Here is a 26,525-nt window from a genome sequence, read left to right as displayed (position 1 = left end):
AAAACAACAACGGCATGATCCATTGTCTGTCCGGTACCTCAGGACGGTAATGACAAGCGTCAGCCTGCTTGAACAGCGCGAACTGAAGCTTCCTTTATTCACCCGGAGCACGAAAAAAGCATATGGGCAACAGAAGGCCTGCTGCGGCCTTCATATATAGCGGATAAATGAATCATGGTGGAAAATTGAATCATGCGAGCGGTGGAGAATTGGATCTCCGGAGACCCGGATGGTGATGGGAAACGCCGATGGCTGCTCCTATAATGAGTGTAAAGACGAACCGGATACTGAGTCGGACGCGAAAATCATCGTGTTATCCCCGGTGCGATCAGCGCGTGGAATATGTTTGTGATGCGGACATTTTTCCAAGGGCTCCCGAATGAGCTGTTCGAATAGGCGCGTATGGACGGAGCGAACGAATGGGTTGTTTTGTGGAAGATCGTGCTTCCGCGGTCGCTGCCCATTATCGCCACGATCTCGATGTTTTTCGCGGTCGGCCATTGGAACAGCTTTTTCCCGGTGCTGATTTATTTGAACGAATAAATGAAGTACCCTGTGCAAATATTGCTCCGGAATATTGTCGTTATGGGGCAGATGTCGGAGCAAAGCCAGGAGCTAAGCGGGCCTTATGCGGCCGTTACGTCAACGAAGGGGGTGATGATCGGTTCCCTGAAAGGATAAGACCGAAGCTTTCCTTGAAATCATTAAGCGTTTTAAAGTTACGTGAAATTGATCAATGAGAAAATGGAGGGGTGCAATGCGTATCAATCGAATGAAGACCGGCACGATCGGCTCTGCCACGATGTGAGGAATTCGTGGCGCAGCTCATTAAGGCGGTGCAGAAGCTGTCGGCCAAAGTCAATGTGCAGGAACGGGAGTTGTCTGCGAACATGCATTGGAGCTGCCTCTTCACACATCGAACGGCTCGTTCAGCTCCGCGATCCTAATCGACAGTCTTACACGATGATGCCGATACAGGCAGAAAGGTGGACGTTATGGATATCAAAAAATGGATTATTCTCGCATTGATTTTCGCATTGGCCGGATGTAGCGGAGGAGGCCGGCAGGCTGACACCAAGGGTGCCGAACAACCGACTCCTACGTCTGATGTTACCTTGAAATTGTTTATCGGCGTTCCCATTATTGACCAGGATATTAACAACTTGATTATCGAACCGGTCAAGAAGAAATATCCATACATCTCGATCGAGGTCGTAAAACCGGGTAAAGGCACTCAGATTCAAGAGCTTGTTGCCGCGGGACAAATACCGGATTTGCTCTACTCATGGAACGGCGGTCTGCCTCTTTACAAGGAATACGATCTGCTCTACGATCTAACGCCCCTCGTCACAAAGAATAAAGTGGATCTGACGCGCTTCGAGCCGGTTGTCATTGATTCTTTGAAAGCGATCTCGGACAAAGGCGAATTGTTTGCACTCCCTTTTTCGGAGGACTTAAGCGCTCTATTTTACAACAAGGACATTTTTGACCGGAGAGGTGTACCTTATCCGAAGGATGGGATGACGTGGGAGGACGCAATCGAATTAGCCAAAAAACTGTCTCATAGCGATAATGGAACCCAGTACTTTGGGCTCGAAATGGAAACGATTATGAGATTGCGGGGTGCTTTCGGGATCACGTATATCGATCAGAAGACGTTACGAGCAACGATCAATACCGACCCGTGGAGAAGGGTGTTCGAGACGGCCAAAGCCATTTATTCCGTCCCCAATAATACACCGAAAAACTTGCTGGCCTACGGGTCAAAGCCTGCATTTCTCCGAAATCAAAATATCGCCATGCTTGCCACGAACAATTTATTGAGCCAAGGCTTGGAGGATGCCGGGAATAAAGGGCTGAATTGGGATATTGTGCAATATCCGAGCTTCAAAGAGAAGCCGAACGTTAGCGGTCACGTCGCTTCTCATGTGGTTGCCATTACTAAGACGAGCAGCCACAAGGAACAGGCCATGAAAGTGATCGAGGTTATCACGTCCGACGAGGTCCAAACGTTAAGCACAAGAACGACGGCCAGAATATCGTCTTTAAAAAATCAAGATATTAAAAAGCAATTGGGAGCCGACATGTCTTTCCTACAGGGGAAAAATGTTGGAGCGTTCTTCAAAAGCCATGCCATCCCGTCGCCGATCTATTCTCAATATGAAGAAATCAACACAGACGCTTATAAAGTCGTGATGCAAAGCTTTAAGGATTTCTTTGATGGTAAGGATATCAATACTGCGTTAAGGGAAGCGGAAGAAAAAATCAATCTGTTCCTTGACAGCAAGAAGAAATAGGCGGCGATGATCATGGAGCTTAAACCGGGTGAAAGCTGAATCATGGTTTCAAGGTGGAAAAATGGAGCAGCGAAGACCAGAGTGGTCATCGCAAATCTTATGTTCCACGCCTATACTGAACCCGTCGGCACATTTCGGATCTGTGGGAATGGTGCCTGATCACACATAGCAGAAGCCGGGAGGAAGTGAGGGCCATCGTCAAATCCATTTTGAAAAGCAAGTACTACTACGCCATGTTTTTGATTCCGTTCGTCTATTTCGTTGTATTTCACTATATCCCCTTATTCGGGATTGTGATCGCTTTCAAGAAGTTCAACGTGTTTCAAGGCGTGTTTGAGAGCCCTTGGGTGGGGATGAAGTATTTCAGGCAATTTTTAACCGATCCTTACTTCTTCAGGCTTCTCCGTAATACGCTGCTGCTCGGGGTCTATCATATTGTGTTTTCGTTCCCGGCCCCGATCATTCTGGCGCTGTTGCTTAATGAGCTGAGGCATCAGGTGTTTAAACGATTCGTCCAAACGGTCAGTTATTTGCCGCACTTCTTATCCACCGTGGTCGTGGTGGGGATTATCGTCAATTTCCTGGCGTACGATGGGATCGTCAACCAGTTTATCGGTCTGTTCGGGGTTGAAGGCATCCACTTCCTGATGCTGCCGGAATGGTTCCGTACGATTTATATCACCTCAGAAATCTGGCAGGGGATCGGCTGGGGTTCCATTATCTATTTAGCTGCCCTGACCGCGGTGGATCCGCAGCTGTACGAGGCGGCTACGATCGATGGAGCCAATCGCTGGAAGCAAGTTTTGTACATCACCCTTCCCGGTATCGCTCCGACGATTATTATCCTGCTGTTGTTTAATATCGGGGCAGTCTTGCACGTGTCGTTCGAAAAAGTGCTGCTGCTGTCCAACGGCTCCAATCAGCCCACATCCGATGTGATTTCACTGCATGTTTACCGACGCGGACTGATTTCGAGCGATTTCAGCTACGCAACGGCCGTCGGCTTGTTCAACTCTGTGATCGCCCTGTTGTTCCTGACCGTCGCCAACAGGCTAAGTAAGAAAGTAAGCGAGACGAGTTTATGGTAAAGGGGGGCAGCCGGTGAAAATTCGTCAAAGCTTAGGTTCACGGACGTTCGATACCATCAACGTGATGTTCATGCTTGGATTGATGTTCATCACTTTGTATCCGTTGTACTACATTTTCATTGTTTCCATCAGTGACGGGCATATCGTTATGCGGGGCGATATCAGCTTTTGGCCTCGCGGCATGAACCTCGACACGTATCGGCTGCTGCTTCATGATTCCGCGATCATTCGGGCTTACGGAAATACGATATTGTATACGGTAGTAGGCACCATGATCAATTTAGGCTGTACGATTCTTTGCGCTTATCCGCTGTCCAAGAGAGATTTTTACGGGAGAGGCTTCTTCACGCTCATGATCGTGTTCACGATGTTTTTCAGCGGGGGATTGATCCCGAGCTACTTGCTGGTCAAGCAACTGCATCTGATTAATACGATGTGGGCCCTGATCCTGCCGGGGGCGATCAGCGCCTGGAATATGATCGTGATGCGGACGTTTTTCCAAGGGATTCCGAACGAGCTGTTCGAGTCGGCGCGAATCGACGGGGCACATGAGTTTTGGGTCCTGTTTCGCATCGTCTTGCCTCTCTCGCTGCCCATCATCGTGACCATCTCGATGTTTTATGCCGTCGGCCATTGGAACAGCTTCTTCTCCGCTTTGATCTATTTGGATGAAAAAGCGAAGTACCCGGTGCAAATTTTGCTGCGCAACATCGTCGTCATGGGTCAAATGTCGGAGCAGAGCCAGGAGCTTAGCGGCCCGTATGCTGCGGTCACGTCCACGAACATCAAGTATGCGGTCATCATGATTGTGGTGGCGCCGATCGTTGCCGTGTACCCTTTTATCCAAAAGTATTTCATTAAGGGGGTGATGATCGGTTCCTTGAAAGGGTAGAACGTCAGAATGGAAAGCTGTTACAATGAAAAAACGGAGGTGTTCGCGTGCAAGTCAAGAGAAAGAGGATGAGTACGGCGATCGGAGCGGTGTTGGCGGTTACGTTGGTGGCAGGATGCTCGGGTGCGAAGCCGGGCTCGGAATCGACCGATTCCCCGCAAGCGCCTAAAGAAATGACGTTGAAGATGATCCGGTACGAGCATCCGTCACAGGCGGTGAAGCAGGATACGCCGGTGTTGAAGGAAATCGCGAAGAAAACGGGCGTCAAGCTTCAGGTGGAGAGCGTTCCGGCGAGCAATTACAACGATAAAAAGCAGGTGCTGATCGGGACCAACAATATTCCCGATATTATCTTGGTCAACCAGAACGATATTAATCAATACGCCAGAATGGGCGCCTTCCTGAACATCACCCCATATTTGGATCAGGCTCCGAATTTGAAGAAACGGCTGGTGGAATTTCCCGAAACGAACAAGCTGCTGATCGACGGCAATTTGTACGGGTTTCCCATTACGGAGCAAAATCCTCTGACAGCCGGAAAAGCTCCGATGATCCGCACCGATTTGCTGAAAAAGCTGAATATCAAGCCTCCATCGACCTTTGACGAGCTGTACCAGGCGCTAAAAAAGCTCAAGGAAGCTTACCCGGACTCGACGCCCTGGACCGCGAGAGGGATGAGCACCTTCCTGGATGCGGTTGCCTTCGGCTGGGGAGGCGGCTATGGGATGTACTTCGACCCGGATGTACAGGGCGGGTCGTATGTATACGGGACGAATAAGCCCCAGTTCAAGGAAGTGCTGGCCTATCTCAACAAGCTGTTCAACGAAAAGCTGCTGGATCCCGATTTCGCCGTCAATACGCAGCAGAAATGGACGGAGAAGCTGAGCTCGGGCAAAGCGTTCTTCTATTTCGATAACAATACCTTTGCCGTCAATTTCAATCAGGCGCTGCAGCAGACCGATAAAGGGGCTATGCTGGATTTGCTCCCGTATTTCACGAACAGCCAGGGCAAGGTACGCGGGTTCGCCTATCAGCCGGGATGGATTTCGGAGCTGTACGCAATTAGTGCGAAGGTCAAGGATCCGGCTGCTGTCGTCCGATTCTACGACTGGTTGTACAGCGATGAAGGAGCTCAGGTGGCGAATTTCGGGATTTTGGGTGAAACGTACGAGCTCGTAAACGGCAAGCCTAAAATCATGAGCAGCGTGCTGGATAAATACAAGACGTCCGCCGACCCAGCCCGGGCGATGCTTTCCGATCTGGGAGCGGGCTACTTGAGCCAGGCGCCTCACGTGGATGAGACTCCGATCATCCAGGTTTCCAATCCGGATCTCGTCCGTTGGGCCGAGCAGATCGCAAAGGATCCGGGCTCCAAATTTCGCGCGCCGTCTCTGAAGCCGCCTTTTACGGATGATGAAAACGAACAGATCAAGCAAATCAACTCCAAGCTGAGCCCGATTACTGCGGATGTCGTGAAATTCATTATGGGCGCAAAGCCGCTTTCCGAGTTCGATGCGTTTGTCAAGTCGCTTAACGAGAACGGGGTTCCGGAGCTTGAGAAAATCTATAATACGGCGTCGGGCAGGGTTAAAAAATGACGGAAGCGCCGATTTCCAACGTCGGAAATGACAGGAAGCGTCCCAAGCTGTGTACCGAGACCGTAGCCGTCTATAAGCCGGATGGCGAAGGAGCCTGGACTTATTCGCATCATCCTCATATCACCTTCTTCAAAGAGCAATTTTATGCCATTTGGTCGAACGGTAAAACCAATGAGGATGATGCCGGGCAGCGGGTTCTTATGGCCGTATCGGATGACTTTCTACATTGGTCTGATCCGTTCCCGCTAGTGGATACGACTCGGGGCAAGCATTCGGAGCTGGTGCTGACGGCGGCGGGATTTCTCCAAACCGGCGAAACGCTCGTCGTCTATTTCGGGCAATACGAGTATAAGCCGGAGCATCTGGAGAACGGTATGCGCAAAGCCGGTGATCAAGGCCATATGGATACATCCTTGTATGCGATTACAACAACGGACGGCAAACACTGGAGCGAGCCGATTTCCATGCAGGTGCCGATCGTTCCCAATCACGGACCGCAGGCGACGCTTTCGGGCAGGCTGATCATCAGCGGCAACATTCTGTTCCCCTATACCGACGATCCGGAGGGTTTGCGCGGGTGGGTTCCGTCGGGATTGCATCCTGCCGACATGGCGGAGACGGTGTGCGACGACTCGGAGGGGTTCTGGCTGGTGCAGAAAGCCCGCGGATGGCCGGTCGGCTTGTGCGAAGGGTCGTTCTATCAGACGGAGGAAGGTATCATCCACATGCTGCTGAGAAGCAATTCCCGCCGGCTCTGGGTGACACGAAGCGCCGACGATGGAGAAACCTGGTCGAATCCGCTGCCGACCGGCTTTACTGACAACAACAGCAAGTTTCATTTCGGGCGTCTGCCGAACGGAACAATCTACTATGTCGGAACGCCTGATCCGGAGCCCAAGGGAAGCCGAAACCCGCTCGTTCTGTCGCTGTCCCGCGACGGAATGCGGTTCGATCGTCATTACATTCTGAAGAACGAGCCCGGCGAAAGGCTGTTCCCTGGCATGTACAAAGGCGGGGACTATGGCTATCCCCATACGCTGGTGCATGACGGATATTTGCACGTGATATACTCGATTTGCAAAGAAAGCGTTTACGCTATACGCATACCAATCGATACGATATAGATGTTCAAATATCGTCTGGAGGGAACAACGATGATGCGGATCAAACAACTGGTGCCTTCTAATCGGCTCTATTATAAAATTCTGCTTTATTTTTTGTCCCTCCTGATTCCGATTGTCATTATCGGCATCGTGACGTACGCCAATTTTGTCAGTAAATATAAGCATGACTTTGCCGCGAACACCAGGATGAGTCTGCAACTATCCGCAGGTCAGCTGGACGTTCACTTGCGGACCGTTCAGGAGGCGGGCTTCAGTTTTTTTAGCGAGTCATCCGTCAGCAGGCTGCTAAAGCCGAACGATCAGTATTCGATTGAGGATCGCGCGAATTTGCTGGATATTTTGCAAAGCCTGAAGCGCACCGGAACCGTCCTGACCGGGCTTGCCGACAACCTGGCCGTATTCATCGATCATGAGATCGTTTATACCACCTCGGGAATTGACGATTTCGACGGGTATTTCAAGCGGACCGCCAAGTACGAGGGCTTCGGAACGGAATATTGGAAGAAGATGAACCGGTCCGATCGGGTGATGGACATTATGGAGCCGACGACCCTGCAGATGAGCCAGTCCGAGGAACGGGTCGTGCCGGTATTGATCGGCCGGCTCGTGCGGGGCTACAATGCGGTGCTCGTAGCCAACATTTCTGTCGATGCCTTGCGGGATAAGCTGAAGGGCTTCGCTCCTTTCCCCTCAACGCAGTTCGTAGCGATGGACGGCTCCGGCCGCGTCGTATTCGGCCCGGAGAGCGACACGGAGCAGCAAAGTGTTCTCATCCACAAGCTGACCGAAGCATTTCCTACCGATGGATCCAGTAGTAAGGAGCTGTCGATAGGTCAGGTCGCCTATATCGCTTCCTATGTTCAATCCGCTCTGTTCGGTTGGAAGCTTTACGCCTTGACGCCGGTTAGCGAGTTCAATCGGCAAGCGAGCGGCATCCTGCGGATGATTGTCGTGATCTGTTTGGTGCTCGTCGTCATCGGACTGCTGTTTTCCTTCATTTTCACCTACAAGCTGTATACGCCTATTCAGCGGATCAAGGACGCGCTAGTCGATTCCCGCGACATGCATGACGATCCCCAGCATGCTGCCGATGAATTCGACGAGATCGGCATCGGCATCCGGCGCTTGGTCCGGCATAACCAGACGACCGAGCGGAAATTGAATATCGTACGGCAGGATTATATGGATCAAGCACTGCTGCACTTGATGAAGGATAAGGAGAGCCCGAACGAAGCCGAGCTTCACCGGATGCTGCAGGACCGGCTCGGCTTTGCCGGGAACCGGTACCGCTGCTGCGGCATTCACTTTCAATTCAAGGACGCCTTCTACGAACAAATTCGCGACGAGGATCGGATTGTGATCTGGAGCAAGCTGAAGAAGCTGATCATGAGCTTTCTGAACAAGCACTTTCGCTTGCACGTGGTGGAATGCACCCGGCATCTCTACGTGTGCATCATCGATTCGGACGGGAACGGGGAAGAGGAAGCACGTCTGCGTAAAGCGATGGATAGCTTGATGCAGACGTTCCAGTTCGATTTGCGCTACTGTATTCTGCATGTGGGGATAGGTGGCGTTCATGAAGGCGTGAAAGGGATAGGCGAATCGTACAAGGAAGCGATCGCCGCGTTGCAGCATCAGAAGGGGAACCGGGATTGTGAAATCATCGAGTATGAGCGTCTCGATATTCGTCCCAACGTGATCTACACATTTACCGATGAGATCAAGCTGCTTAACCTGCTTAAGGCCGGGGACGCCGCGCTTAAGGAGAAGATCGGGCAATACCTGCAGCAGCAGGAAAGCCGCATGTCGTCCCATGAGTTCCGTGTTCTGATCACGGATGTGTACCGGACAGGGCTGCGCTTCGTCATGGAACAGGGACTTGAACGAGAGCGAATGGTGAAGGAGGAGCGGCACCGGCTGCTTGGAGATCCCGAAGATTGGTCGCCGAACATCGAACGCCGGAAGGCAGAACTGCTTTCCTTCTTCGAGCTCCTTGCCGAAGAGCTGCAGAAGCGACAGCAAGCTTACAAGACGAATATGCTTGTCGCCGCGATAACGGACATGATCGAATCGGAGTACGACCGCGATCTGTACCTGGAGAGCATTTCCGATCGGCTCGGTTTCTCCCCGAAATATGTATCGCGGTTGTTTAAAGAGAAGACGGGAATGAATATCACCCAGTATTTGAGTAGGGTTCGGGTCAATAAAGCTAAGCAGCTTCTGGCTAATACGGATCTGTCTATCGCAGACATCGCGGAACGCGTCGGTATTCACAGCCGGACGACGTTTCTGCGGATATTCAAGAAAACGGAAGGGGTCGCGCCGCAAAGCTACCGAGAAGCGGAATTGGGAAAATTCGGCGGACTTACTGATTCATAATATGACAGGTTCGGAGGTGCTACTGAATGACGTATTCGCTGCTAGCCGCTGACAACTTATTGAAACGATTGGAGCCGCCGTCCGGCAAGGTGCGGATGGTGCTCGATACGGACACTTATAACGAAATTGACGATCAATTTGCCGTCTCATACGCGCTCGCCTCACCGGAACGTCTTGAGATCGAGGCTATTTACGCCGCACCGTTCGAGAATGCCATGTCGAGCGGTCCGGGAGACGGAATGGAGAAGAGCTACAAGGAGATTGAGCGGATTCTCGGATTGTTCGGAAGATCGTCCGCGGGCTTTGCCTTCAAAGGATCCGACCGGTTCCTTCCGGATGCTTCGACGCCGGTTCACAGCGCTGCGGTGTCCGATTTGATCGATCGAGCTTTAGCCTCGCCAGAGGATGATCCGCTGTACGTGGTCGCGATCGGAGCCATTACGAACGTAGCCTCCGCCATTCTGATCGATTCCCGGATACGCGAGAAAATCGTGGTCGTCTGGCTCGGAGGGCATGCTCTGAACTGGTCCAACACTCACGAGTTCAATCTTCGTCAGGACGTGCATGCTTCCCGCATCCTCTTCGACAGCGGCGTACCCCTAGTATGGATTCCATGCCAGGGCGTATCTTCGCAGCTGCTGACGACGCTGGCGGAAACGGAGCGGTATCTGAAAGGATACGGTCCGATCGGAAATTATTTGTACCAAACGCTGGAGCAATGCCGCGAGGACCACTTCGCTTATTCGCGGGTCATATGGGATCTGGCCGCCGTTGCCTGGCTGGTGGATCCGAGCCGGGTTCCGACCCAATTGGTGCACAGCCCGGTCCTTACAAAGCATGATAGTTGCCGATGGAGCTTCGATTCGAGCCGACATTTCATCCGTTGCGCGACCTCCGTGAGTCGGGATCGAATTTTTGGGGATTTGTATCGAAAAATTCACGCCTTGTCCAATCATAGATAAGGCCGAACCTTGGGAGGATTTATGGTGAACGAAGATCAGGATAAGAATCGGCAATTGGAACCGGTTGATTCACAGGTGGAGACGGAAGACGCGCCAAACAGGCAGAAACCGATCGGCAGAAGGGAGTTTCTGAGCGGACTCGGGATCGCGGGAGCCGCGATTGCTGCAGGGGAGTTGTGGAGGGGAGGATTGCCCTCCGCTTTTGCAAAAGAGGGCACGGTAACGGATGCGGTTTATAAATCACCCGCTGCTCACCTTAAAAAGAACGAATTGATCGACGTTCGCGATTATGGCGCGGTTGGGGATGGTACGACGGATGACACGGCAGCGATTCAGCAGGCATTAAACGGATCGAACGGCAGAAATGTCTGGTTCCCTGCCGGATCGTATCGGATTACAAGCACCTTGACCGTCCCGCTGATCCGGTTGATCGGGGAAGGCAGCGGGAGGACTTCGATTATTTTCGATAATATGGCGGACCTGGATGGAATCGTGTTCCAGGCGGTGGCGGAATCCGGCCGTGAGGGCGGGGTCGAGCACATGACCTTGGTTTGCAAGGGAGCGCATGGCCGATACGGGATCGTGACCCCTGTCGACAACAGTCTCTATTTCACGCACCGGGTCCGCTATTTCTTCCGAGGTCTGGAGTTCCGAGGGGATCAGCGGCAGGGGATCCCCACCGGTTTCGTCTACGATTTCGGATGGGAAACGTACATTCGGCTCGGCGATTGCTGGGGGGCCTATATCGAGCAAATCGATGCGGTCGGCGTATATGTGACTACCGCGGATCCGCAAACACAGCCCAACCACACCTTCCTGAAGCTGTCCGCGGCAGGCGCCATTCTCACGGCCAGAGTAAACGCGATTACGACTCACGGGGTCAAGAGGGGAATCGAGATCGGCGATCGCGCCTTCTTCTTCATCTCGCATGTGGATATTGCACACTCGTATGAGGGGATTATTTCGACGGGTACCACCATTTTCTCGGAAGGGCGCATTCACGATTGTCTGCTTAACGCACAGCGGGTCGGTTTGCATTTGAACAATCGGGCCTGGACGGCGGTTCACGACGTTGCCGTAAGCCGGCACAAATCCGGTTACGATCATGGCGGAGACTGGTATGGGTTCAAGTTCGAGACGGTAACCAAGTCCTGGATCAGCAACATTCGCGTACAAGCGGATACGAGCGTAACCAAGTTCTCCGGCAAGCTATACGGATTTCATTTTCAAAATTCAGGCGGGTTATGCTGCAACGGCCTGATTCCAGGACTTAGCCTGACCTACGGCATCTATTTGGACAATTGCCCGCTGATTGTGTTCGACGGCACCAGTTTCCTGGGTACTTCAGGAATCGGCTTCAGTTTTCAGAACAATACGAGGGACATTACGATCGGGACTCATAATTTCTCTGTCGGCTGGACGAAATACGAGTATGGTACGGTGGATAAAAGCCGGATTAATCTGGTGCAAAAGGATTTGCAGCTCGAAAGCAGGCAGCCTTTCCTTGTCATGCGGGAAACCGATGGGGCGGTCGATCAGAAAAACTGGAAGTTGACCGTCGGTGACGGAACGTTGGGACGCCAAATTCAGAATGATGCGGACGGAGGACCTGTCGATTACGAAATCGTCACCCGATCGTCGATGTCCGTCAATCGGATGGAATGGCGGGCGAACGAGTTTTATATGAACGGCCCCTCCGTTCAGACGAAGCAGATTTTGCCGATCGACGACAATGTCTATTCGCTGGGCTCGATGACGAACCGTTGGAGTACGATATACGCAGGTTCGCCCACGATCGTGACGTCGGACGCGCGTGATAAGGAACATATTCGTGAGAGCGACCTTGGATTGATTTTTGTCAACGCGCTTCGTCCGGTCTCTTACCGGCTCAAAGACGAGGACGTGACGGCTGGCTTGAAACGGACTCATTACGGATTGATCGCACAGGATGTACAGCGAGCGATAGCAGAGCTCGGCGTAGGCGATTTCGCCGGCTGGATAGAGGACTCCAAGTCGAAGAAACAAGGGTTAAGGTACGAGGAGTTCATCTCCCCTCTTATTAAAGCCGTACAGGAGCTTTCGTACAAAGTGAACGAGCTGAAACTAGAAATAGAGATTCTGAAGTCGCGTTAACAAGGCAGACGAACCACATACGGCCGCCGGCGGATTCATCCGCCGGCGCGCGGAGAAGGAGGGACAGAGCATGCAAGTCATCAAGCCCGACGAGAAGATGATCTACGGGGCGATCTCGTTCGAGCGGGGGGCTGGTTTTCTCAAGCCTTGGCGAATCCCCTTCGAGCAAGCGGAACTGTTTCCTCCGAACGCCATGAACGGAAGCGCTGAGACGGCTGCTGGTATTCGGCTGGAGCTCGACAGYGACACGACCCGAATCGAACTAGCCTTTATCCCGGTAAGCAAGGAAAGAACGCTGGACTGCTACATCGATGGGCAATTTCAAGAATCGAGACGGGTAGCCAAAGAGRCGGAGGGGGTCARCTTCAGCGATTTGCCGGCCAGAATGAAGCGGATTACGGTTTACTTCGCCCAGAATGCGCCTATTCAGCTGTGCGGCGTAACCGTTGACGATTCGGCTTCTTACGCATACGTGCAGATGGAACAGCCTCGCTGGATCGCCTATGGCTCCTCGATCACACAATGCGCTTCCGCGGCGACAACGCCTCCGCCTTCCCGGACATGGCCGGCCATCGTGGCAAGAGAACGCGGATTGGCTCTTACATGCCTGGGTTATGGGGGGAACTGCCACATGGAGCCGATGGTCGCCCGAATGATCCGCGATTTGCCGGCCGAGATGATTTCCTTGTGCCTCGGAATCAACGTTTATGGAGCCAACAGCTTTAGCCCTCGCACCTTCCTCGCTTCCGTCATCGGATTCATTCAGATCATTCGCGAGAAGCATGCCCGAACGCCCATCCTCGTCATCTCGCCAATTTTTAGCCCGGAGCGCGAAGAGCAGGAGAACGCAGTTGGGTTTACGTTGAAAGGAATGAGGGAGGAACTGGAGAAAGCCGTCCAATTGTTGAATCAGCATGGGGATCAACAGCTGTTTTTTATACACGGCCTGGATCTGCTGAGCGAACGGCATGCGCATCATCTTCCGGATAAGCTTCATCCCGATCCAGACGGATACGAGATCATGGCCGGGCATTTTATCGAGAAATTAGACCGGCTCGGACTCTGGACTCGGATTTCAAGTATATGAGGAATATTCAAAATCCCCCGAGCTTCTGCGCTGGTGCGCCGATACCGGGCGATTTCAGTTTCTGAAAGACACGAGTTGCGATACGGAGCTGATTCGTGCGAAACTGGAGGCCGTCCGGGGAAGCGCTTTGAAGCTGTTCAACGCGAATTCGGCGACTTTGCTCAAATCGCTCAAGCTGGGCGCAGCGGGATTCAGCGGCGTGATGGCCAATTTTCAACCGTGTCACTATGTATGGCTCACCCACCATTGGCGTGAACAGCCGGAAGCGGCGGAACGATTGATTCGTTTCCTCAGCATGACCGCTTTGATCGAAAAGCAGCTGTACCCGGTGAATGCCAAGTACTTCCTGATGTTAGAAGGCGTGCTTTCCAATTACCGCTCAAGAGCGAAGAACCATGCCGAATTCACGGAGACGAATCGGCTGGAGGTGGAGCAGTTGCGCGCGATATCCCGGGAGTTTCCGGATAAGGGAAGCCGGCTGCTTTAACGGATAGGAGATGGCGTGACAAGCATTCTGCAGTGGATTCGAGACAGCCATTAGTTTAACATGTGGCGAATTTCTTTTGCACGGGAATGAGTAGTTCAATGAAACAACAAAAACGGAGTCCCGCGGGTTTGCGGGCTCCGTTTTCTAATCCGTTTGGATGCGTTATTTTGCCACTGAAACCGTAGCCTGCAGCAAGCGTTCGGCCACGGACTCGGGCTGTTCGAGATGGGAGTCCGGTGACGAGCAGTAATGGTCTCGCATGATGTTCATAAGGAGGCCTCGATAAAGGAAGGGGACACCCAGCAAACGCTCGTGTCGGCAGCTTACTCCGACGGCAGCAGCGTGACCGTCTCATCGGGTATAACCTTCAACAGCAGTAATCCCGTTGTCGCCAAGATCGACGCGGAGCCATCGGTCAGCTGCAGGCGGCTACGCCCCACGCGCGCCCGCGTTTCATCAAGAGGAAGGACATCCACATACATCGGCATGAGGCCCGGCGTGGATCTGGGTACAGAACGAGCGGCTGGAGCCCGATACCCATTCCCTCGCACGCGCAAACGTATGGGTTTGCACACCAAAGGACCGTTCGGATGTTTTTTCCGGACGGTTTTTCTTAAATGCGGGCGGTCAAAAGGCGAGCCGGCCACTGCTTCTTATTCTTGTTCGGCGCAAAATCGGGGTAGGGTCCTAGTTCGCATAGGTTGACGGAATCATTCTAACTCCAAAACTGCAATAACCGCCCCTAGTCTCCGTACATGCTCCTCGATTCTTTGTTCGTCGAAGCGTAGAGATGGGCCGGATATGCTTAAGCCCGCGACAACGTCGCCCTTCCGGTTGCGAATCGGCATGCCCACGCATTTGATGCCGAATTGGTGCTCCATATTGTCGATGGCATATCCGCGGAGCCGGATCGTTTCCAATTCCTGCAGCAGCGTGCCGGTATCGGTAATGGTGTTGTCCGTTATGGAAGCCAGTCCCCGCCCGATCACGGCATTGACGACCTCGCGGGGGAGATAGGCGAGCATCGCTTTGCCGATCCCAGTGCAATACAGCGGAGCCTTGATGCCCATGACCGACTTGACGGTCATCAGATTTCTCGGTGAGGAGGAATCGAGGTACACGACTTCTGCGTCTTCGCCGGGAATAGCCAGAAAGATCGTTTCACCTGTAACGTCGGCCAACTCCTGCATGTGGGGTTGAACCGTTTTGCGGAAGCTGATGTTGCTCGATACGACATGGCCAAGCTGCAGCACCTTGAGCGTAAGCCTATATTTGCCGTTTTCCGGATTTTTTTTGATATAGCCGGCTTTGACGAAAGTGTCCATTATATTATGCACGTTGCTTTTGTACAGGCCGAGACGCTCGCTGATTTCGGTAACGCCGAGCTCGGGCGTCGTCGCGGTAAAGCAATCCAGCACCTGCAAAGCTTTAAATAACGTTTTCGTCTTGATTTGATCCTCTGCAATCATGATTTTCCACACCGCCCCAATCCAATAATCGATAAATCGAACCCTTATTTTTCCGATGCCCCTCGTTCCGTTTCGGAAGAGTATTTAGAACTGTGTTCTTATATTTAGAATTAACTATAGCCCCATTATACGTCAACAGTTACCAGCAAGCAACGATCAGGAGCAAAATGCGTTCGAAATCCGGGATTGCATTTCACCGATCGCTGTGCTACTATTTGGGTGAATAAAATATTAGAACGATGTTCTAAATATTAGAACGTAAGGGGGTGGCTTTTCTGTTTCCCGTTGCGTCAGGATTTGGGGGGACGGGGAGCGAGAGGTGGAAAGAGCGTAACGCAGCTACAGGCGGCGCATGGAAAGAACAACACGAATCGAGGGGACAAAGGAGGACGAACGATGCGTTACGATGTCATCGTATGCGGCGGAGGTCCATCGGGAGCCGCAGCCGCCATAGCGGCGGGGCGCGCGGGGGCGCGCGTTCTGCTGGTCGAGCGGTACGGTTTTTGCGGAGGCATGGCGACAAGCGCCCTGGTGAATCCTTGGGCCGGCCACGAATACCCGCATCCGGAAACGGGCGCTACCGGGTCGCTGATAGGCGGCATATTCAAGGAAATTGTCCGTCGGCTGCACAGGGCGGGCGGCTACGGCTCGGAGCTGACGGACTCCGCGTTTGACGAGGAACGCCTGAAAGTTGTGTATGATTGCATGCTCCAGGAGGCGGGCGTCGATATTTTGTATCATACGATGGTGACGAATGTAGTATGCCGACGCGAACGAATCGAATCGATCGGAGTCGCTTCAAAGGACGGCGCGGGAGTAATCGAAGGGGACATGTTCATTGACGCGACGGGCGATGCGGACTTGGCAAGCTTGGCCGGCTGCGAGTGGAGCCTGGGCCGGCCGGTGGATCAATTGACGCAGGCCATGACCGTGAGCTTCCGCATGGGGAATGTGAACAAGCGTCTTATGCTCGAGCATCTGCGCGAGCGCAACGAGACCGGACACAAGAAGGCGCGGCTGTTGGTCGAGCCGTATTTCCAGCAGGCGATTCGTGCCGGGCGACTGAACTACCCGTACCGGAATTGGATTCATTTTTATGACTACCCTCATCCGGGTGTTCTCCATTTCAATATGACCCGGATCAACAAGGTCAACGGGCTGGTCGCCAAGGATTTGAGCTTTTCCGAAACAGAGGGGCGCAGACAGGCTTTCCTGCTGGCTGATTGGCTGCGTACCGAGGTCCCGTACTTCTCCGCAGCTTATTTGGAGAAGGTCGCCTGTCAGGTGGGGGTGCGGGAAACCCGGCACATTAAAGGGCTTTATACGGTGACTGAGCAGGATATTACCGGGGCGAGAAAGTTTGACGACGCGATCGTGCGCAGCCGTTATTTTATCGATATCCATTCGCCCACCGGATCGGGCTTCGACCACGAGTCGTCGAAGGGCTACGGAGCGGTGGCGGACCGGTACAACGTCCCTGCGGGCGATTACTACGAGGTCCCGTACCGGTCGATTGTCCCCATGGGCATCGAGAACCTGATCGTACCTTGCCGGGCTTTGTCGGCCAGTCACGAAGCGTCGGCGGCTATCCGCGTGATGGCCACGATGACGGGCATCGGCGAAGCGGCGGGTCTTGCCGCCAGCCATGCGGCCGCACGGGGGGTGGCCGCGAAGGAAGTCGATCCGCAGTGGCTGAGAAGCAGGCTGGACTATTTGTCCGAGGGACCGGATTTCGATCCGCTGTGGAGCGGCCGTGCCAGCCCGCGGATTGCGGGATCTTCGGAGGCTCCGGAGGCTCCGGAGGTTCGGGAGATGCCGGGAGTTTGAGATTCCCGGAACTTCAAAAGATTACCGAATCCCCGGACCCGGCTTCTACCTTTGTGGGCAGCCCGGGCATCGCCCGGCTCGCGAGCGGGAGAATTGTCGTAACGATGGATTTGGGCAACCAAATTTCGCGCGCCGTCTCTGAAGCCGTCTTTTACGGATGAAGAAAACGAACAGGTCAAGCAAATCAATTCCAAGCTGAGCCCGATTACAGCGGATGTCCAGGGGAAACCGAAATCCGCTCGTTCTGTCGCTTTCCCGCGACGGAATGCGGTTCGATCGTCATTACATTCTGAAGAACCAGCCCGGCGAAAGGCTGTTCCCTGGCATGTACAAAGCGGGGACTATGGCTATCCCCATACGCTGGTGCATGACGGATATTTGCACGTCATCTATTCGCTTTGCAAAGAAAGCGTTTACGTCTTGCGCGTTCCGATCGATACGATATAAACGTTCCACTACCGTCATGCAGACGTTCCAGTTCGATTTGCGCTACTGTATTCTGCATGTGGGGATAGGTGGCGTTCACGAAGGCGTGAAAGGGATAGGCGAATCGTGCAAGGAAGCGATCGCCGCGTTGCAGCATCAGAAGGGGAACCGGGATTGTGAAATCATCGAGTATGAGCGTCTCGATATTCGTCCCAACGTGAACTACACATTTACCGATGAGATCAAGCTGCTTAACCTGCTTAAGGCCGGGGACGCCGCGCTTAAGGAGAAGATTGGGCAATACCTGCAGCAGCAGAAAAGCCGCATGTCGTCCCATGAGTTCCGTGTTCTGATCACGGATGTGTACCGGACAGGGCTGCGCTTCATCATGGAGCAGGGACTTGAACGAGAGGAATGGTGAAGGAGGAGCGGCACCGGCTGCTTGGAGATCCCGAAGATTGGTCGCCGAACATGGAACGCCGGAAGGCAGAACTGCTTTCCTTCTTCGAGCTCCTTGCCGAAGAGCTGCAGAAGCGACAGCAAGCTTACAAGACGAATATGCTTGTCGCCGCGATAACGGACATGATCGAATCGGAGTACGACCGCGGTCTGTACCTGGAGAGCATTTCCGATCGGTTCGGTTTCTCCCCGGAATATGTATCGCGGTTGTTTAAAGAGAAGACGGGAATGAATATCACCCAGTACTTGAATATGGTTCGGGTCAATAAAGCTAAGCAGCTTCTGGCTAATACGGATCTGTCTATCGCAGACATCGCGGAACGCGTCGGCATTCACAGCCGGACGACGTTTCTGCGGATATTCAAGAAAACGGAAGGGGTCGCGCCGCAAAGCTACCGTAATGCGGAATTGGGAAAATACGGCGGACTTACCGATGCATAATATGACAGGTTCGGAGGTGCTTCTGGATGGCATATTCGCTGCTAGCCACTGACAACTTATTGAAACGATTGGAGCCGCCGTCCGGCAAGGTGCGGATGGTGCTCGATACGGACACGTATAACGAAATTGACGATCAATTTGCCGTCTCGTACGCGCTCGCCTCGCCGGAACGTCTTGAGATCGAGGCTATTTACGCCGCTCCGTTCGAGAATGCCCTGTCGAGCGGTCCGGGAGACGGGATGGAGAAGAGCTACCGGGAGATTGAGCGGATACTCGGATTGTTCGGGAGATCGTCCGCGGGCTTTGCCTTCAAAGGATCCGACCGGTTCCTTCCGGATGCATCGACGCCGGTTCACAGCGCTGCAGTAACCGATTTGATCCATCGAGCTTTAACCTCGCCAGAGGACGATCCGCTGTATGTGGTCGCGATCGGAGCCATTACGAACGTAGCCTCCGCCATTCTGATCGATCCCCGGATACGCGAGAAAATCGTGGTCGTCTGGCTCGGAGGGCATGCTCTGAACTGGTCCAACACTCAAGAGTTCAATCTTCGTCAGGACGTGCATGCTTCCCGCATCCTCTTCGACAGCGGTGTACCGCTAGTATGGATTCCTTGCAAAGGCGTAGCCTCGCATCTACTGACGACGCTGGCGGAAACGGAGCGGTATCTGAAAGGATACGGTCCGATCGGAGATTATTTGTACCAAACGCTGGAGCAATGCCGCGAGGACCACTTCGCTTATTCGCGGGTCATATGGGATCTTGCCGCCGTTGCCTGGCTGGTTGATCCGAGCCGGGTTCCGACCCAATTGGTGCACAGCCCGGTCATTACAAAGCATGATAGTTGTCGATGGAGCTTCGATTCGAGCCGACATTTCATCCGTTGCGCGACCTTCGTGAGTCGCGATCGAATTTTTGGGGATTTGTATCGAAAAATTCACGCCTTGTCCAATCATGGATAAGGCCGGATGTGGGAGGATTTAAAAGAATCGTATCCGTTATTGCGATATCCGTAATCTTCGAACTTTCTGTAGTATATCACAGTCAGACATGCCGCAGAAGCTCGACCAATTCGTGTGAACAGAAAAGGATCGTATCCCCTTTCGGATTCGTATATAATGGGAGTGAGTTCATTACATTAGAACTTAGTTCTAAAAATTAGAACAATGAAGAGGTGGTAAAGTGAATTGCAAGATTACGAATTGTTATGATGAGAATCACCCTCCAAAGCCGCTGCCGACGGAAAAGATCGTGTTATACGACCCCGACCGACCAGGATGGACATTCTCGCATCATGCTTCGATCGCCTCGTTTAAAGGGACTTTGTACGCAATATGGTCAAACGGCCGACAGCACGAGGATGATGTAGGACAGYGCGTGCTGATGTCGACCTCGAACGATTTCTACCATTGGACGGAGCCCGCGCCCCTGGTGGATTCCCGGCGAGGCAAGCATTCGGACACGGTTTTAACCGCCGCAGGCTTCCACACGACCGGAGACGAGCTTATCGCTTATTTCGGGCAGTATGAATATGCACCGGACAACATAGAAGACGGTTCGTACAAGCAAATAGGGATCCATCATCGGGATACTTCCCTGTTCGCTTTGACGACTATAGACGGGAAACATTGGAGCGATCCGATCGATTTGGGCGTACCAACCGTACCGAATCATGGACCTGAAGCAACCTCCTCCGGAAGGCTGATTATTAGCGGCGGAATACTGTTCCCGTACACGGACGATCCGGAAGGGCTAACCGGCTGGAAAACGAACGGAATTTACGATGCATCACGATTTTCCGAGCCGGTCATTGACGATGCTTATTTCAGACGTCATATCGCCGATCAGAGGATGGGCTGGACGAACAGGCTATGCGAAGGATCGTTTTACGAGACTGACGATCGCATGATTCATATGCTGCTGCGCAGTAATACGAACAGGCTGTGGCTGACGGAAAGCGCGGATGACGGAGCTACTTGGTCCGAGCCTGTTCCTACCGATTTCAGCGATTGCAGGACGAAATTCCATTTCGGCCGGCTCCCGGATGGACGATTTTATTACGTCGGCTGCCCGGATCCGAAAGGAGGGAGGAAACCGCTTATCCTTTCCCTCTCGGAGGACGGAATTCGATTCGACCGGCACTACGTGTTGGGCAATGAGACGTTCGTCCGGAAGTTCGAAGGTTTTGCCAAAAACGGTCATTACGGTTACCCGCATACGCTCGTTCATGACGCTTACCTATACTGCATTTTCTCTATGATGAAGGAAGGCATAGCCGTTATACGGATCAAATGGGCTGAATTGCATTAGAGACGATAAATTGGGGAGGTCGTTCGATTTGAAGAGGTTCATCGCACTGACGTTGGCCATTTATTTGGCTTTCGTTCTCCTTACTGCCTGCAGCGGAGCCGATAAGGCCGAAGATATAACGGAAAAGTCGGCAAAAGAAAAGCCGATGGAGCCCGTCACCTTGAATTTGTTTTCACAGGATTTGACTTATACGGAAGAAACATTAACAGATATGCTGATCGCTCCTTTAAAAGAAAAGTATCCCCACATTACGATTAACTACATCTCTTTCAACGAAAAAGGCCGGAGCCTGGAGGAGCTTGTAGCGGCAGGTATGACGCCGGATCTTTATCTTGTACCTCAAAGCGGCTTCGGAAAACTCTCCAATCTGCAACTGGTTGAGGATGTTTCGCCGCTATTAAAAAATAGCAGGGTCGATTTGAATAAGTTTCAGTCGAATGCCTTGGATGCTGTGAGAGTGATGTCTGCTAAAGGTGAACTGTACGCCCTGCCATACGAATCGAGCGGAGATGCGCTTCACTACAACAAGGATATATTTGACAAATTTGGAGTTTCTTATCCGAAGGACGGATTGACTTGGAACGAAACGCTGGAGTTGGCCAGGAAGCTGAGCCGAATGGACAACGATGTTCAATATCGCGGTCTTGGCTTCGATGGTCCGATCCGGATGGCTTATTCCTTATCGATGCTCGCTGTCGATGCCAAAACGAACAAGGTTTCAATCAACAACGACAAGTGGAGGGATGCGTTCATTCTTGGCAAAACCATTTATACGATCCCGAATAATATGGCGGAGTCAACTTCAAGAATCGGTTCGCAGCCGATTGCTTCGTTTTTATCCAAAACGTTGGCGATGATCGTACGCGTTCAAGGTCTCGAACAGTTGAAATCGATCCCTCCCAACGAGTTGAATTGGGATATCGCGCAAGCTCCGAGCTTCGATCATTTGCCGAACGTAAACAGTATGCCGAATTTGCGTCTGATCGGCATAACCAGGACGAGCAAGCATAAGGATGCCGCGATGCAAGTCGTCGAGACTCTTACTTCCGAGGATGTGCAGCTCAGGCTGGCGCGGACGGTTCCACTTATGTCCCCGTTGGCCAATCCGGCGATGATCGAACAGTTTGGCGCAGACATACCGTCATTGAAGGATAAAAACATAAAGGCCGTATTCAAAAGCAAAAATGCGCAGCCCGTGGCTTACAGCGTGCATCAAGCCGAAATATATAACAGTTTTGTAAAAAATGCTTTCATTGAATATGTACAAGACAAACAAGATATTAACACCGCGCTTCGCTCGGCTCAGGATGCGGCCGAAAAAAAGCTGGCCGAATTGATTGCGCGTTAACAGCAGACGTTTCATTTCCGGGGAGCCGGAATTCGGTCGCCCCTGGAGCGGAAAGTAAAAATAGGGAGGGTTCGTCAATGGAGCAGCAACCGGAACAGCGCAAGCCCGCTGTATCAAGACGTAAATTTATGGCAGGTATCGGCATGGCCGGTGTCGGATTTCTGGCGGCGGGTACCTTGAACGTTCACGGCGAATCGTTAGTTGGCGGGAGCGACCCGTCTTTGACCAGGCGCGGTGGTATCCCTGGGGAACTCGACGAATTCAAGGCCGACCTGGCCGATTCCGTCGTTGCGACCAAGGGAGCGGCTCTGGTCGGATATGCCGGCGATACCGTCGCGGGAAGATTGAACAAGCTTATTCATGTCGGCGATCCGCGCTTCGCGGGCGGAGCGAAAGGGGATGGGACGACCGACGATACCGCCGCATTCGCTGCCCTAGAAGCGTTATATCAAGGTCAATATGTCGATCTGCAGGGAAAAACGTACAATGTCGATTCGATTCCCGCCGCCAATACGTACTACAATGGCAAGTTTATCGCCATATCAAGGAGCAGCGGGCAAGACGGAACGTTCGAGGCGAACGGATTGGCTTCTGTCATATCGGCCGAAAGGGATACTGGAGCGTACGACACGATGTATACGGGCGGTTATACGGTCACGAATTTCAGCGGAAGGACGACGAAGCATTTGGTCGCTTTGCTCGCTTCGCAAAATTGCCGCTCGACGTTCCCTCGTTCCGTCAATGTGGCATCCATCTACAGCGAAGCGAACGGCAACGCGAGCGGCAATTATAGCGCCAGAGGTTCGCGGGCGAACGCTCCTCAATCCGTCAATATCGCCTCCGAAGAGTGCGTGGTTGAGGGTTTTCGCGGGATCAATGCCGCGTCCATCCTGTGCAGAAGCGAATACTCGAGCGGCGCGAACATCGCCTCGCGGCGCTCGGCCGTATCGGCCCAGCATGGAACCAATATCTCTTGCGTGGATGCAACAGTCGGCATCGGCTCGGGCGCAGTCGCTTCTGTAACCGTTACAGGCGGCATCGTGACCGGAATATCGGTCTTATCGGGAGGAAGCGGTTATTCGGAAGCGCCAATCGTCGTTTTTCGCGACAGGAGCGACACCGGTAAAGGTGCGGCAGCGACCGCAACCGTTTCCGACGGTGCGGTGACCGGCATCGTCCTGACGAGCGGAGGCTCGGGATACTCGGATCGGGTTGATGCGGGCTTCCAAACCTCCGGCGACTACAGCGCCAATATCGCGACCACTAACGGTTGCAAGGCGCAGGCGTCAGCGACCGCGAACATCGCATCGAACGCCAGCATCGTAAAGGCTTTGCGTTCCGCGAATATCGCCACGAATAAAAGTACGGCCAGCGCAAGCAATTCCGCGAACATCGCCGTCGACGGCTGCTCGTCATCGGGTGTGCAGTCGGCGTGCATCGCCTCCAACGTTGGCGAGGCTCAGACGACCCGCGCCGTCCTGCTCGCTTCGCGCCGGACGATCAACAACCATCCGTCGAGTATCGCCGGCGGAGATGCAAGTTCCGGCGCCGCAAGCGCGGCCAATCGCAGTTGGCACATTTTCTCCACGTCGGGCGACGTGCATATAGCCGGAACATTGACGACAAGCCATATATTTTCCGACTACGCGGAATATTTCGAAAACGCCGAGCGGGGAGTGATCCCGCTCGGAACGATCGTTACACTGGACGGCGGCAAGGTTCGTCCGGCACGTGCGGGCGAGTACATACTCGGCGTAGTTTCGGGCACCGCCGGTGTCGTGCTGGGCGATACTCCTTTCCATTGGTCCGGACGGTACGCGACGGGCGAATTCGGCGAACCGGTCTATACGACTTTGGTCGATCCGGATACGGGACAAGTCGTCAAGACGAGAAAAGAAAACCCGGACTGGAACGGGGAGCTTCCACAAGTTCCACGCAGCGAGCGACCGGAGGAATGGTCGTGCATCGGTTTGGTCGGTCAAGTACATGCGCGTGTCGGTACGGATGTCAACGCAGGCGATTTCGTCGGGGCCGACGGCAAGCGGTCCGGGGAGGAAACCAGATTGCGCTGTATGGCAATCAAACAGAAGTTCGATGGGATAAAGGGCTATGCGGTTGCTTTATGCTTGATACGCTGACGGCAGTCGAACGCGTTATTGCAATATTTCCACTGGAGGGGTTAAAGGAGGCATCTGATCCATGGGGGACGAATTGTCGACTGAATTGGAAATTTGGGTAGGCACGTATTCGCCGGCAGACGAAGAAGGGATCGTCCGGCTCCGGTTCGACGCAGGTCAAGGCACATTGTACCGTTCGGGAGGCACGTCCGGGATCGACAGGCCGGCTTTTCTGGCTGTGGCCCCGGGCAGCCGTATGCTTTTCGCGGTAAGCGAGTCGACCGCCGGTCATGTCGCATCGTACGGGATCGACCCAATGTCAAGGAATATTGCAGAAAGGAACCGGATGTCCTCCGGCGGCGAAATTCCTTGCCATTTGAGCCTTGATCCGTCGGGAAAATGGCTGCTGGTCGCGAATTACAAGAGCGGGACAGTATCCGTGCATCCGGTTATGGAGGATGGTACGGCCGGACCGTCGACCGACCTAGCCATCCATCGGGGCAACAGCATAAACGCCAAGCGTCAGGAAGCGCCGCACCCGCACTCCGTATATCCGATTCCGTCCACGTCCTTCTGGCTTGTCTCGGATTTGGGAACCGATACGATCTATACGTACCGGCTGCATCCGGTTTCCGGCAAGCTCACTCTGATCGCGGAAGCAAAAGCCCGACCCGGGGCCGGACCGCGTCATCTCGCCTTTCATCCGGCGCTGCCCATTGTCTATTCGATCGAGGAGTTGGCCTCATCGATTACCGTTTATGCTCTCGATCCGCTCGACGGGTCGCTTGCTCCGCTGCAGACCTTGTCCACGCTCCCGGATGGCTATACAGGAAGAAGCTCTTGTGCCGAAGTGGTCGTATCGCGATCGGGAGTGTACGTATACGGCTCGAACCGGGGGCATGACAGCATCGCGGTGTTTCGTGCCGCGGCGGACGGACGTCTTACACCTGCGGGGCATGCTCCAAGCGGCGGTCGGACACCGCGCCATATCGTCTTGACGCCGGACGGGTCGCACCTTCTTGCGGCGAATCAGGACTCCGATTCCGTAGTCGTCTTGAAGTTGGACGAAGACGGAATTCCGCAGCCGACGGGGCTGGACTGCCCGGTATATAGACCGACCTGTCTTGTTGTTGTGGGAAAGACATGAAGCGGAATGCCGAAATTTTAAAAGAGAGGGAGTAAGCATGGCGAAAATGCAAATCTCTCAAGCTTCAACCGGATGTAATATTCCATCACGCCGGAACTCGCTCGGCTCTTGAACAGGCTTTTCAATACAGTTCGGCTTGAGGCGAACTCATCGCATAATTGTTCGAACGAAAACTTCTGCCCGACGCACTTCCATATAAGCGACGATTCGTTCGAAAAACGTTCGAAAAACTCATCATTGCGCGTTTCCAAACTAACCGAAGTCGATCTTTCCCGGCTTTTCCCTTGTTCTCCTCTGCGAATCAGCTGAATAAGCAGCATTTATTCGCTAGGCTCGATGACGAACCGTTGGAGTACGATATACATGGGGTCGCCCGCCATCGTAACGTCGGACGTGCGTGATAAGGAGCTTATCCGCGAGAGCGACCTTGGATTGTTTTTTGTCAACGCGCTGCGCCCGGTCTCTTACCAGCTGAAAGACGAGAGTTCGCCGGCTGGATCGAGGACGGCGAGTCGAAGAAACAAGGGTTAAGGTACGAGGAATTCATCTCTCCTCCTGATTAAAGCCGTACAGGAGCTTTCGGACCAAGTGAACGAGCTGCAACGTGAAATAGACGTTCTGAAGTCGCGTTAACAAGGCGGACGGACGACTTAGGGCCGCCGGCGGATGAATCCGCCGGCGCGCGGAGAAGGAGGGACAGAGCATGCAAGTCATCAAGCCCGACGAGAAGATGATCTACGGCGCGATCTCGTTCGAGCGGGGGGCTGGTTTTCTCAAGCCTTGGCGAATCCCCTTCGAGCAAGCGGAACTGTTTCCTCCGAACGCCATGAACGGAAGCGCTGAGACGGCTGCTGGTATTCGGCTGGAGCTCGACAGTGACACGACCCGAATCGAACTAGCCTTTATCCCGGTAAGCAAGGAAAGAACGCTGGAC

General features: G+C 53.4%; 24 protein-coding genes and 1 pseudogene. 23 read left to right on the top strand and 2 right to left on the bottom strand.

Annotated elements, in window-relative coordinates; all coding sequences use genetic code 11:
• Window positions 1-402: 402 nt before the first annotated feature.
• The 12 genes from AC1DWB_RS04260 (at window position 403) to AC1DWB_RS04205 (ending at window position 14,047) form a co-directional block, all read left to right on the top strand.
• Window positions 403-543, top strand: a complete 141-nt coding sequence (locus tag AC1DWB_RS04260) for a hypothetical protein (RefSeq protein WP_477539791.1) — start codon at window positions 403-405, stop codon at window positions 541-543.
• A gap of 272 nt (window positions 544-815) precedes the next feature.
• Window positions 816-947 carry a hypothetical protein gene (locus tag AC1DWB_RS04255; RefSeq protein WP_477539790.1) on the top strand — a complete coding sequence of 44 codons (132 nt, stop codon included), beginning with the start codon at window positions 816-818 and terminating at the stop codon, window positions 945-947.
• Between the two features lie 48 nt (window positions 948-995).
• Window positions 996-2,297 (top strand): ABC transporter substrate-binding protein, encoded by a 1,302-nt coding sequence (locus tag AC1DWB_RS04250; RefSeq protein WP_477539789.1) that lies wholly within the window; start codon window positions 996-998, stop codon window positions 2,295-2,297.
• A 185-nt stretch (window positions 2,298-2,482) separates the two neighbouring features.
• A complete protein-coding gene (locus AC1DWB_RS04245) occupies window positions 2,483-3,385 on the top strand; it encodes an ABC transporter permease (protein WP_477539788.1) in 903 nt (300 codons plus the stop codon).
• Between the two features lie 13 nt (window positions 3,386-3,398).
• Window positions 3,399-4,277 (top strand): carbohydrate ABC transporter permease, encoded by an 879-nt coding sequence (locus AC1DWB_RS04240; protein WP_477539787.1) that lies wholly within the window; start codon window positions 3,399-3,401, stop codon window positions 4,275-4,277.
• Between the two features lie 47 nt (window positions 4,278-4,324).
• Window positions 4,325-5,875 carry an extracellular solute-binding protein gene (locus tag AC1DWB_RS04235; protein ID WP_477539786.1) on the top strand — a complete coding sequence of 517 codons (1,551 nt, stop codon included), beginning with the start codon at window positions 4,325-4,327 and terminating at the stop codon, window positions 5,873-5,875.
• Window positions 5,872-6,999: an exo-alpha-sialidase gene (locus AC1DWB_RS04230; RefSeq protein ID WP_477539785.1), complete on the top strand. Its 1,128-nt coding sequence runs from the start codon at window positions 5,872-5,874 to the stop codon at window positions 6,997-6,999. The genes AC1DWB_RS04235 and AC1DWB_RS04230 overlap by 4 nt, the downstream gene beginning before the upstream one ends.
• A gap of 30 nt (window positions 7,000-7,029) precedes the next feature.
• Window positions 7,030-9,378 (top strand): helix-turn-helix domain-containing protein, encoded by a 2,349-nt coding sequence (locus AC1DWB_RS04225; RefSeq protein ID WP_477539784.1) that lies wholly within the window; start codon window positions 7,030-7,032, stop codon window positions 9,376-9,378.
• Window positions 9,379-9,404: 26 nt separating this feature from the next.
• Window positions 9,405-10,340: a nucleoside hydrolase gene (locus AC1DWB_RS04220; protein WP_477539783.1), complete on the top strand. Its 936-nt coding sequence runs from the start codon at window positions 9,405-9,407 to the stop codon at window positions 10,338-10,340.
• Window positions 10,341-10,361: 21 nt separating this feature from the next.
• A complete protein-coding gene (locus tag AC1DWB_RS04215; protein WP_477539782.1) occupies window positions 10,362-12,473 on the top strand; it encodes a tail fiber domain-containing protein in 2,112 nt (703 codons plus the stop codon).
• Between the two features lie 70 nt (window positions 12,474-12,543).
• Complete coding sequence (locus tag AC1DWB_RS04210) at window positions 12,544-13,560, top strand: SGNH/GDSL hydrolase family protein (RefSeq protein WP_477539781.1); 1,017 nt, start codon at window positions 12,544-12,546, stop codon at window positions 13,558-13,560.
• Between the two features lie 25 nt (window positions 13,561-13,585).
• Window positions 13,586-14,047, top strand: a complete 462-nt coding sequence (locus AC1DWB_RS04205) for a dihydrodipicolinate synthase family protein (protein WP_477539878.1) — start codon at window positions 13,586-13,588, stop codon at window positions 14,045-14,047.
• 323 nt (window positions 14,048-14,370) lie between these two features.
• On the opposite strand, the gene AC1DWB_RS04200 is transcribed toward AC1DWB_RS04205, so the two are convergent.
• Together AC1DWB_RS04200 and AC1DWB_RS04195 are read right to left on the bottom strand one after the other, a co-directional pair.
• Window positions 14,371-14,622 carry a hypothetical protein gene (locus tag AC1DWB_RS04200; protein WP_477539780.1) on the bottom strand — a complete coding sequence of 84 codons (252 nt, stop codon included), beginning with the start codon at window positions 14,620-14,622 and terminating at the stop codon, window positions 14,371-14,373.
• A 135-nt stretch (window positions 14,623-14,757) separates the two neighbouring features.
• Entirely contained in the window at window positions 14,758-15,516 is a 759-nt protein-coding gene (locus AC1DWB_RS04195; RefSeq protein WP_477539779.1) for an IclR family transcriptional regulator, read from the bottom strand.
• 285 nt (window positions 15,517-15,801) lie between these two features.
• Between AC1DWB_RS04195 and AC1DWB_RS04190 the strand changes: the two genes are divergently transcribed.
• The 11 genes and pseudogenes from AC1DWB_RS04190 to AC1DWB_RS04140 form a co-directional block, all read left to right on the top strand.
• Entirely contained in the window at window positions 15,802-17,343 is a 1,542-nt protein-coding gene (locus AC1DWB_RS04190) for an FAD-dependent oxidoreductase (RefSeq protein ID WP_477539778.1), read from the top strand.
• Window positions 17,340-17,504 (top strand): hypothetical protein, encoded by a 165-nt coding sequence (locus AC1DWB_RS04185; protein WP_477539777.1) that lies wholly within the window; start codon window positions 17,340-17,342, stop codon window positions 17,502-17,504. Before AC1DWB_RS04190 ends, AC1DWB_RS04185 begins: the two co-directional genes overlap by 4 nt.
• Before the next feature lie 53 nt (window positions 17,505-17,557).
• A complete protein-coding gene (locus AC1DWB_RS04180) occupies window positions 17,558-18,190 on the top strand; it encodes a hypothetical protein (protein ID WP_477539776.1) in 633 nt (210 codons plus the stop codon).
• On the top strand, window positions 18,184-18,669 hold the full coding sequence (locus AC1DWB_RS04175) for a helix-turn-helix transcriptional regulator (protein WP_477539775.1): 486 nt from the start codon (window positions 18,184-18,186) through the stop codon (window positions 18,667-18,669). The genes AC1DWB_RS04180 and AC1DWB_RS04175 overlap by 7 nt, the downstream gene beginning before the upstream one ends.
• 26 nt (window positions 18,670-18,695) lie before the next feature.
• Entirely contained in the window at window positions 18,696-19,631 is a 936-nt protein-coding gene (locus AC1DWB_RS04170) for a nucleoside hydrolase (protein ID WP_477539774.1), read from the top strand.
• A 220-nt stretch (window positions 19,632-19,851) separates the two neighbouring features.
• On the top strand, window positions 19,852-20,979 hold the full coding sequence (locus AC1DWB_RS04165; RefSeq protein ID WP_477539773.1) for an exo-alpha-sialidase: 1,128 nt from the start codon (window positions 19,852-19,854) through the stop codon (window positions 20,977-20,979).
• A 28-nt stretch (window positions 20,980-21,007) separates the two neighbouring features.
• Entirely contained in the window at window positions 21,008-22,327 is a 1,320-nt protein-coding gene (locus AC1DWB_RS04160; protein ID WP_477539772.1) for an ABC transporter substrate-binding protein, read from the top strand.
• A 77-nt stretch (window positions 22,328-22,404) separates the two neighbouring features.
• Complete coding sequence (locus AC1DWB_RS04155) at window positions 22,405-24,465, top strand: peptidase G2 autoproteolytic cleavage domain-containing protein (RefSeq protein ID WP_477539771.1); 2,061 nt, start codon at window positions 22,405-22,407, stop codon at window positions 24,463-24,465.
• 61 nt (window positions 24,466-24,526) lie between these two features.
• Window positions 24,527-25,591 (top strand): lactonase family protein, encoded by a 1,065-nt coding sequence (locus AC1DWB_RS04150; protein ID WP_477539770.1) that lies wholly within the window; start codon window positions 24,527-24,529, stop codon window positions 25,589-25,591.
• Window positions 25,592-25,954: 363 nt separating this feature from the next.
• Window positions 25,955-26,122, top strand: coding sequence for a tail fiber domain-containing protein (locus AC1DWB_RS04145; RefSeq protein ID WP_477539769.1), 168 nt, complete (start codon window positions 25,955-25,957; stop codon window positions 26,120-26,122).
• A 172-nt stretch (window positions 26,123-26,294) separates the two neighbouring features.
• A pseudogene (locus tag AC1DWB_RS04140) lies at window positions 26,295-26,525 on the top strand (SGNH/GDSL hydrolase family protein); the annotation flags it as partial.

The organism is Paenibacillus sp. P4_E11 (genome assembly GCF_056401635.1).
Note: the sequence above shows the minus strand (reverse complement) of the source record. Positions and strands in the feature narration are given on the sequence as shown.

Bases quoted from the DNA above. Each gene is read 5' to 3' on its own strand.
- AC1DWB_RS04260 (WP_477539791.1), top strand. From the start codon at position 403: ATGGACGGAGCGAACGAATGGGTTGTTTTGTGGAAGATCGTGCTTCCG.
- AC1DWB_RS04250 (WP_477539789.1), top strand. From the start codon at position 996: ATGGATATCAAAAAATGGATTATTCTCGCATTGATTTTCGCATTGGCC.
- AC1DWB_RS04230 (WP_477539785.1), top strand. From the start codon at position 5,872: ATGACGGAAGCGCCGATTTCCAACGTCGGAAATGACAGGAAGCGTCCC.
- AC1DWB_RS04225 (WP_477539784.1), top strand. From the start codon at position 7,030: ATGATGCGGATCAAACAACTGGTGCCTTCTAATCGGCTCTATTATAAA.
- AC1DWB_RS04220 (WP_477539783.1), top strand. From the start codon at position 9,405: ATGACGTATTCGCTGCTAGCCGCTGACAACTTATTGAAACGATTGGAG.
- AC1DWB_RS04215 (WP_477539782.1), top strand. From the start codon at position 10,362: ATGGTGAACGAAGATCAGGATAAGAATCGGCAATTGGAACCGGTTGAT.
- AC1DWB_RS04195 (WP_477539779.1), bottom strand. From the start codon at position 15,516: ATGATTGCAGAGGATCAAATCAAGACGAAAACGTTATTTAAAGCTTTG.
- AC1DWB_RS04180 (WP_477539776.1), top strand. From the start codon at position 17,558: ATGTCCAGGGGAAACCGAAATCCGCTCGTTCTGTCGCTTTCCCGCGAC.
- AC1DWB_RS04175 (WP_477539775.1), top strand. From the start codon at position 18,184: ATGGTGAAGGAGGAGCGGCACCGGCTGCTTGGAGATCCCGAAGATTGG.
- AC1DWB_RS04170 (WP_477539774.1), top strand. From the start codon at position 18,696: ATGGCATATTCGCTGCTAGCCACTGACAACTTATTGAAACGATTGGAG.
- AC1DWB_RS04155 (WP_477539771.1), top strand. From the start codon at position 22,405: ATGGAGCAGCAACCGGAACAGCGCAAGCCCGCTGTATCAAGACGTAAA.
- AC1DWB_RS04150 (WP_477539770.1), top strand. From the start codon at position 24,527: ATGGGGGACGAATTGTCGACTGAATTGGAAATTTGGGTAGGCACGTAT.
- AC1DWB_RS04145 (WP_477539769.1), top strand. From the start codon at position 25,955: ATGGGGTCGCCCGCCATCGTAACGTCGGACGTGCGTGATAAGGAGCTT.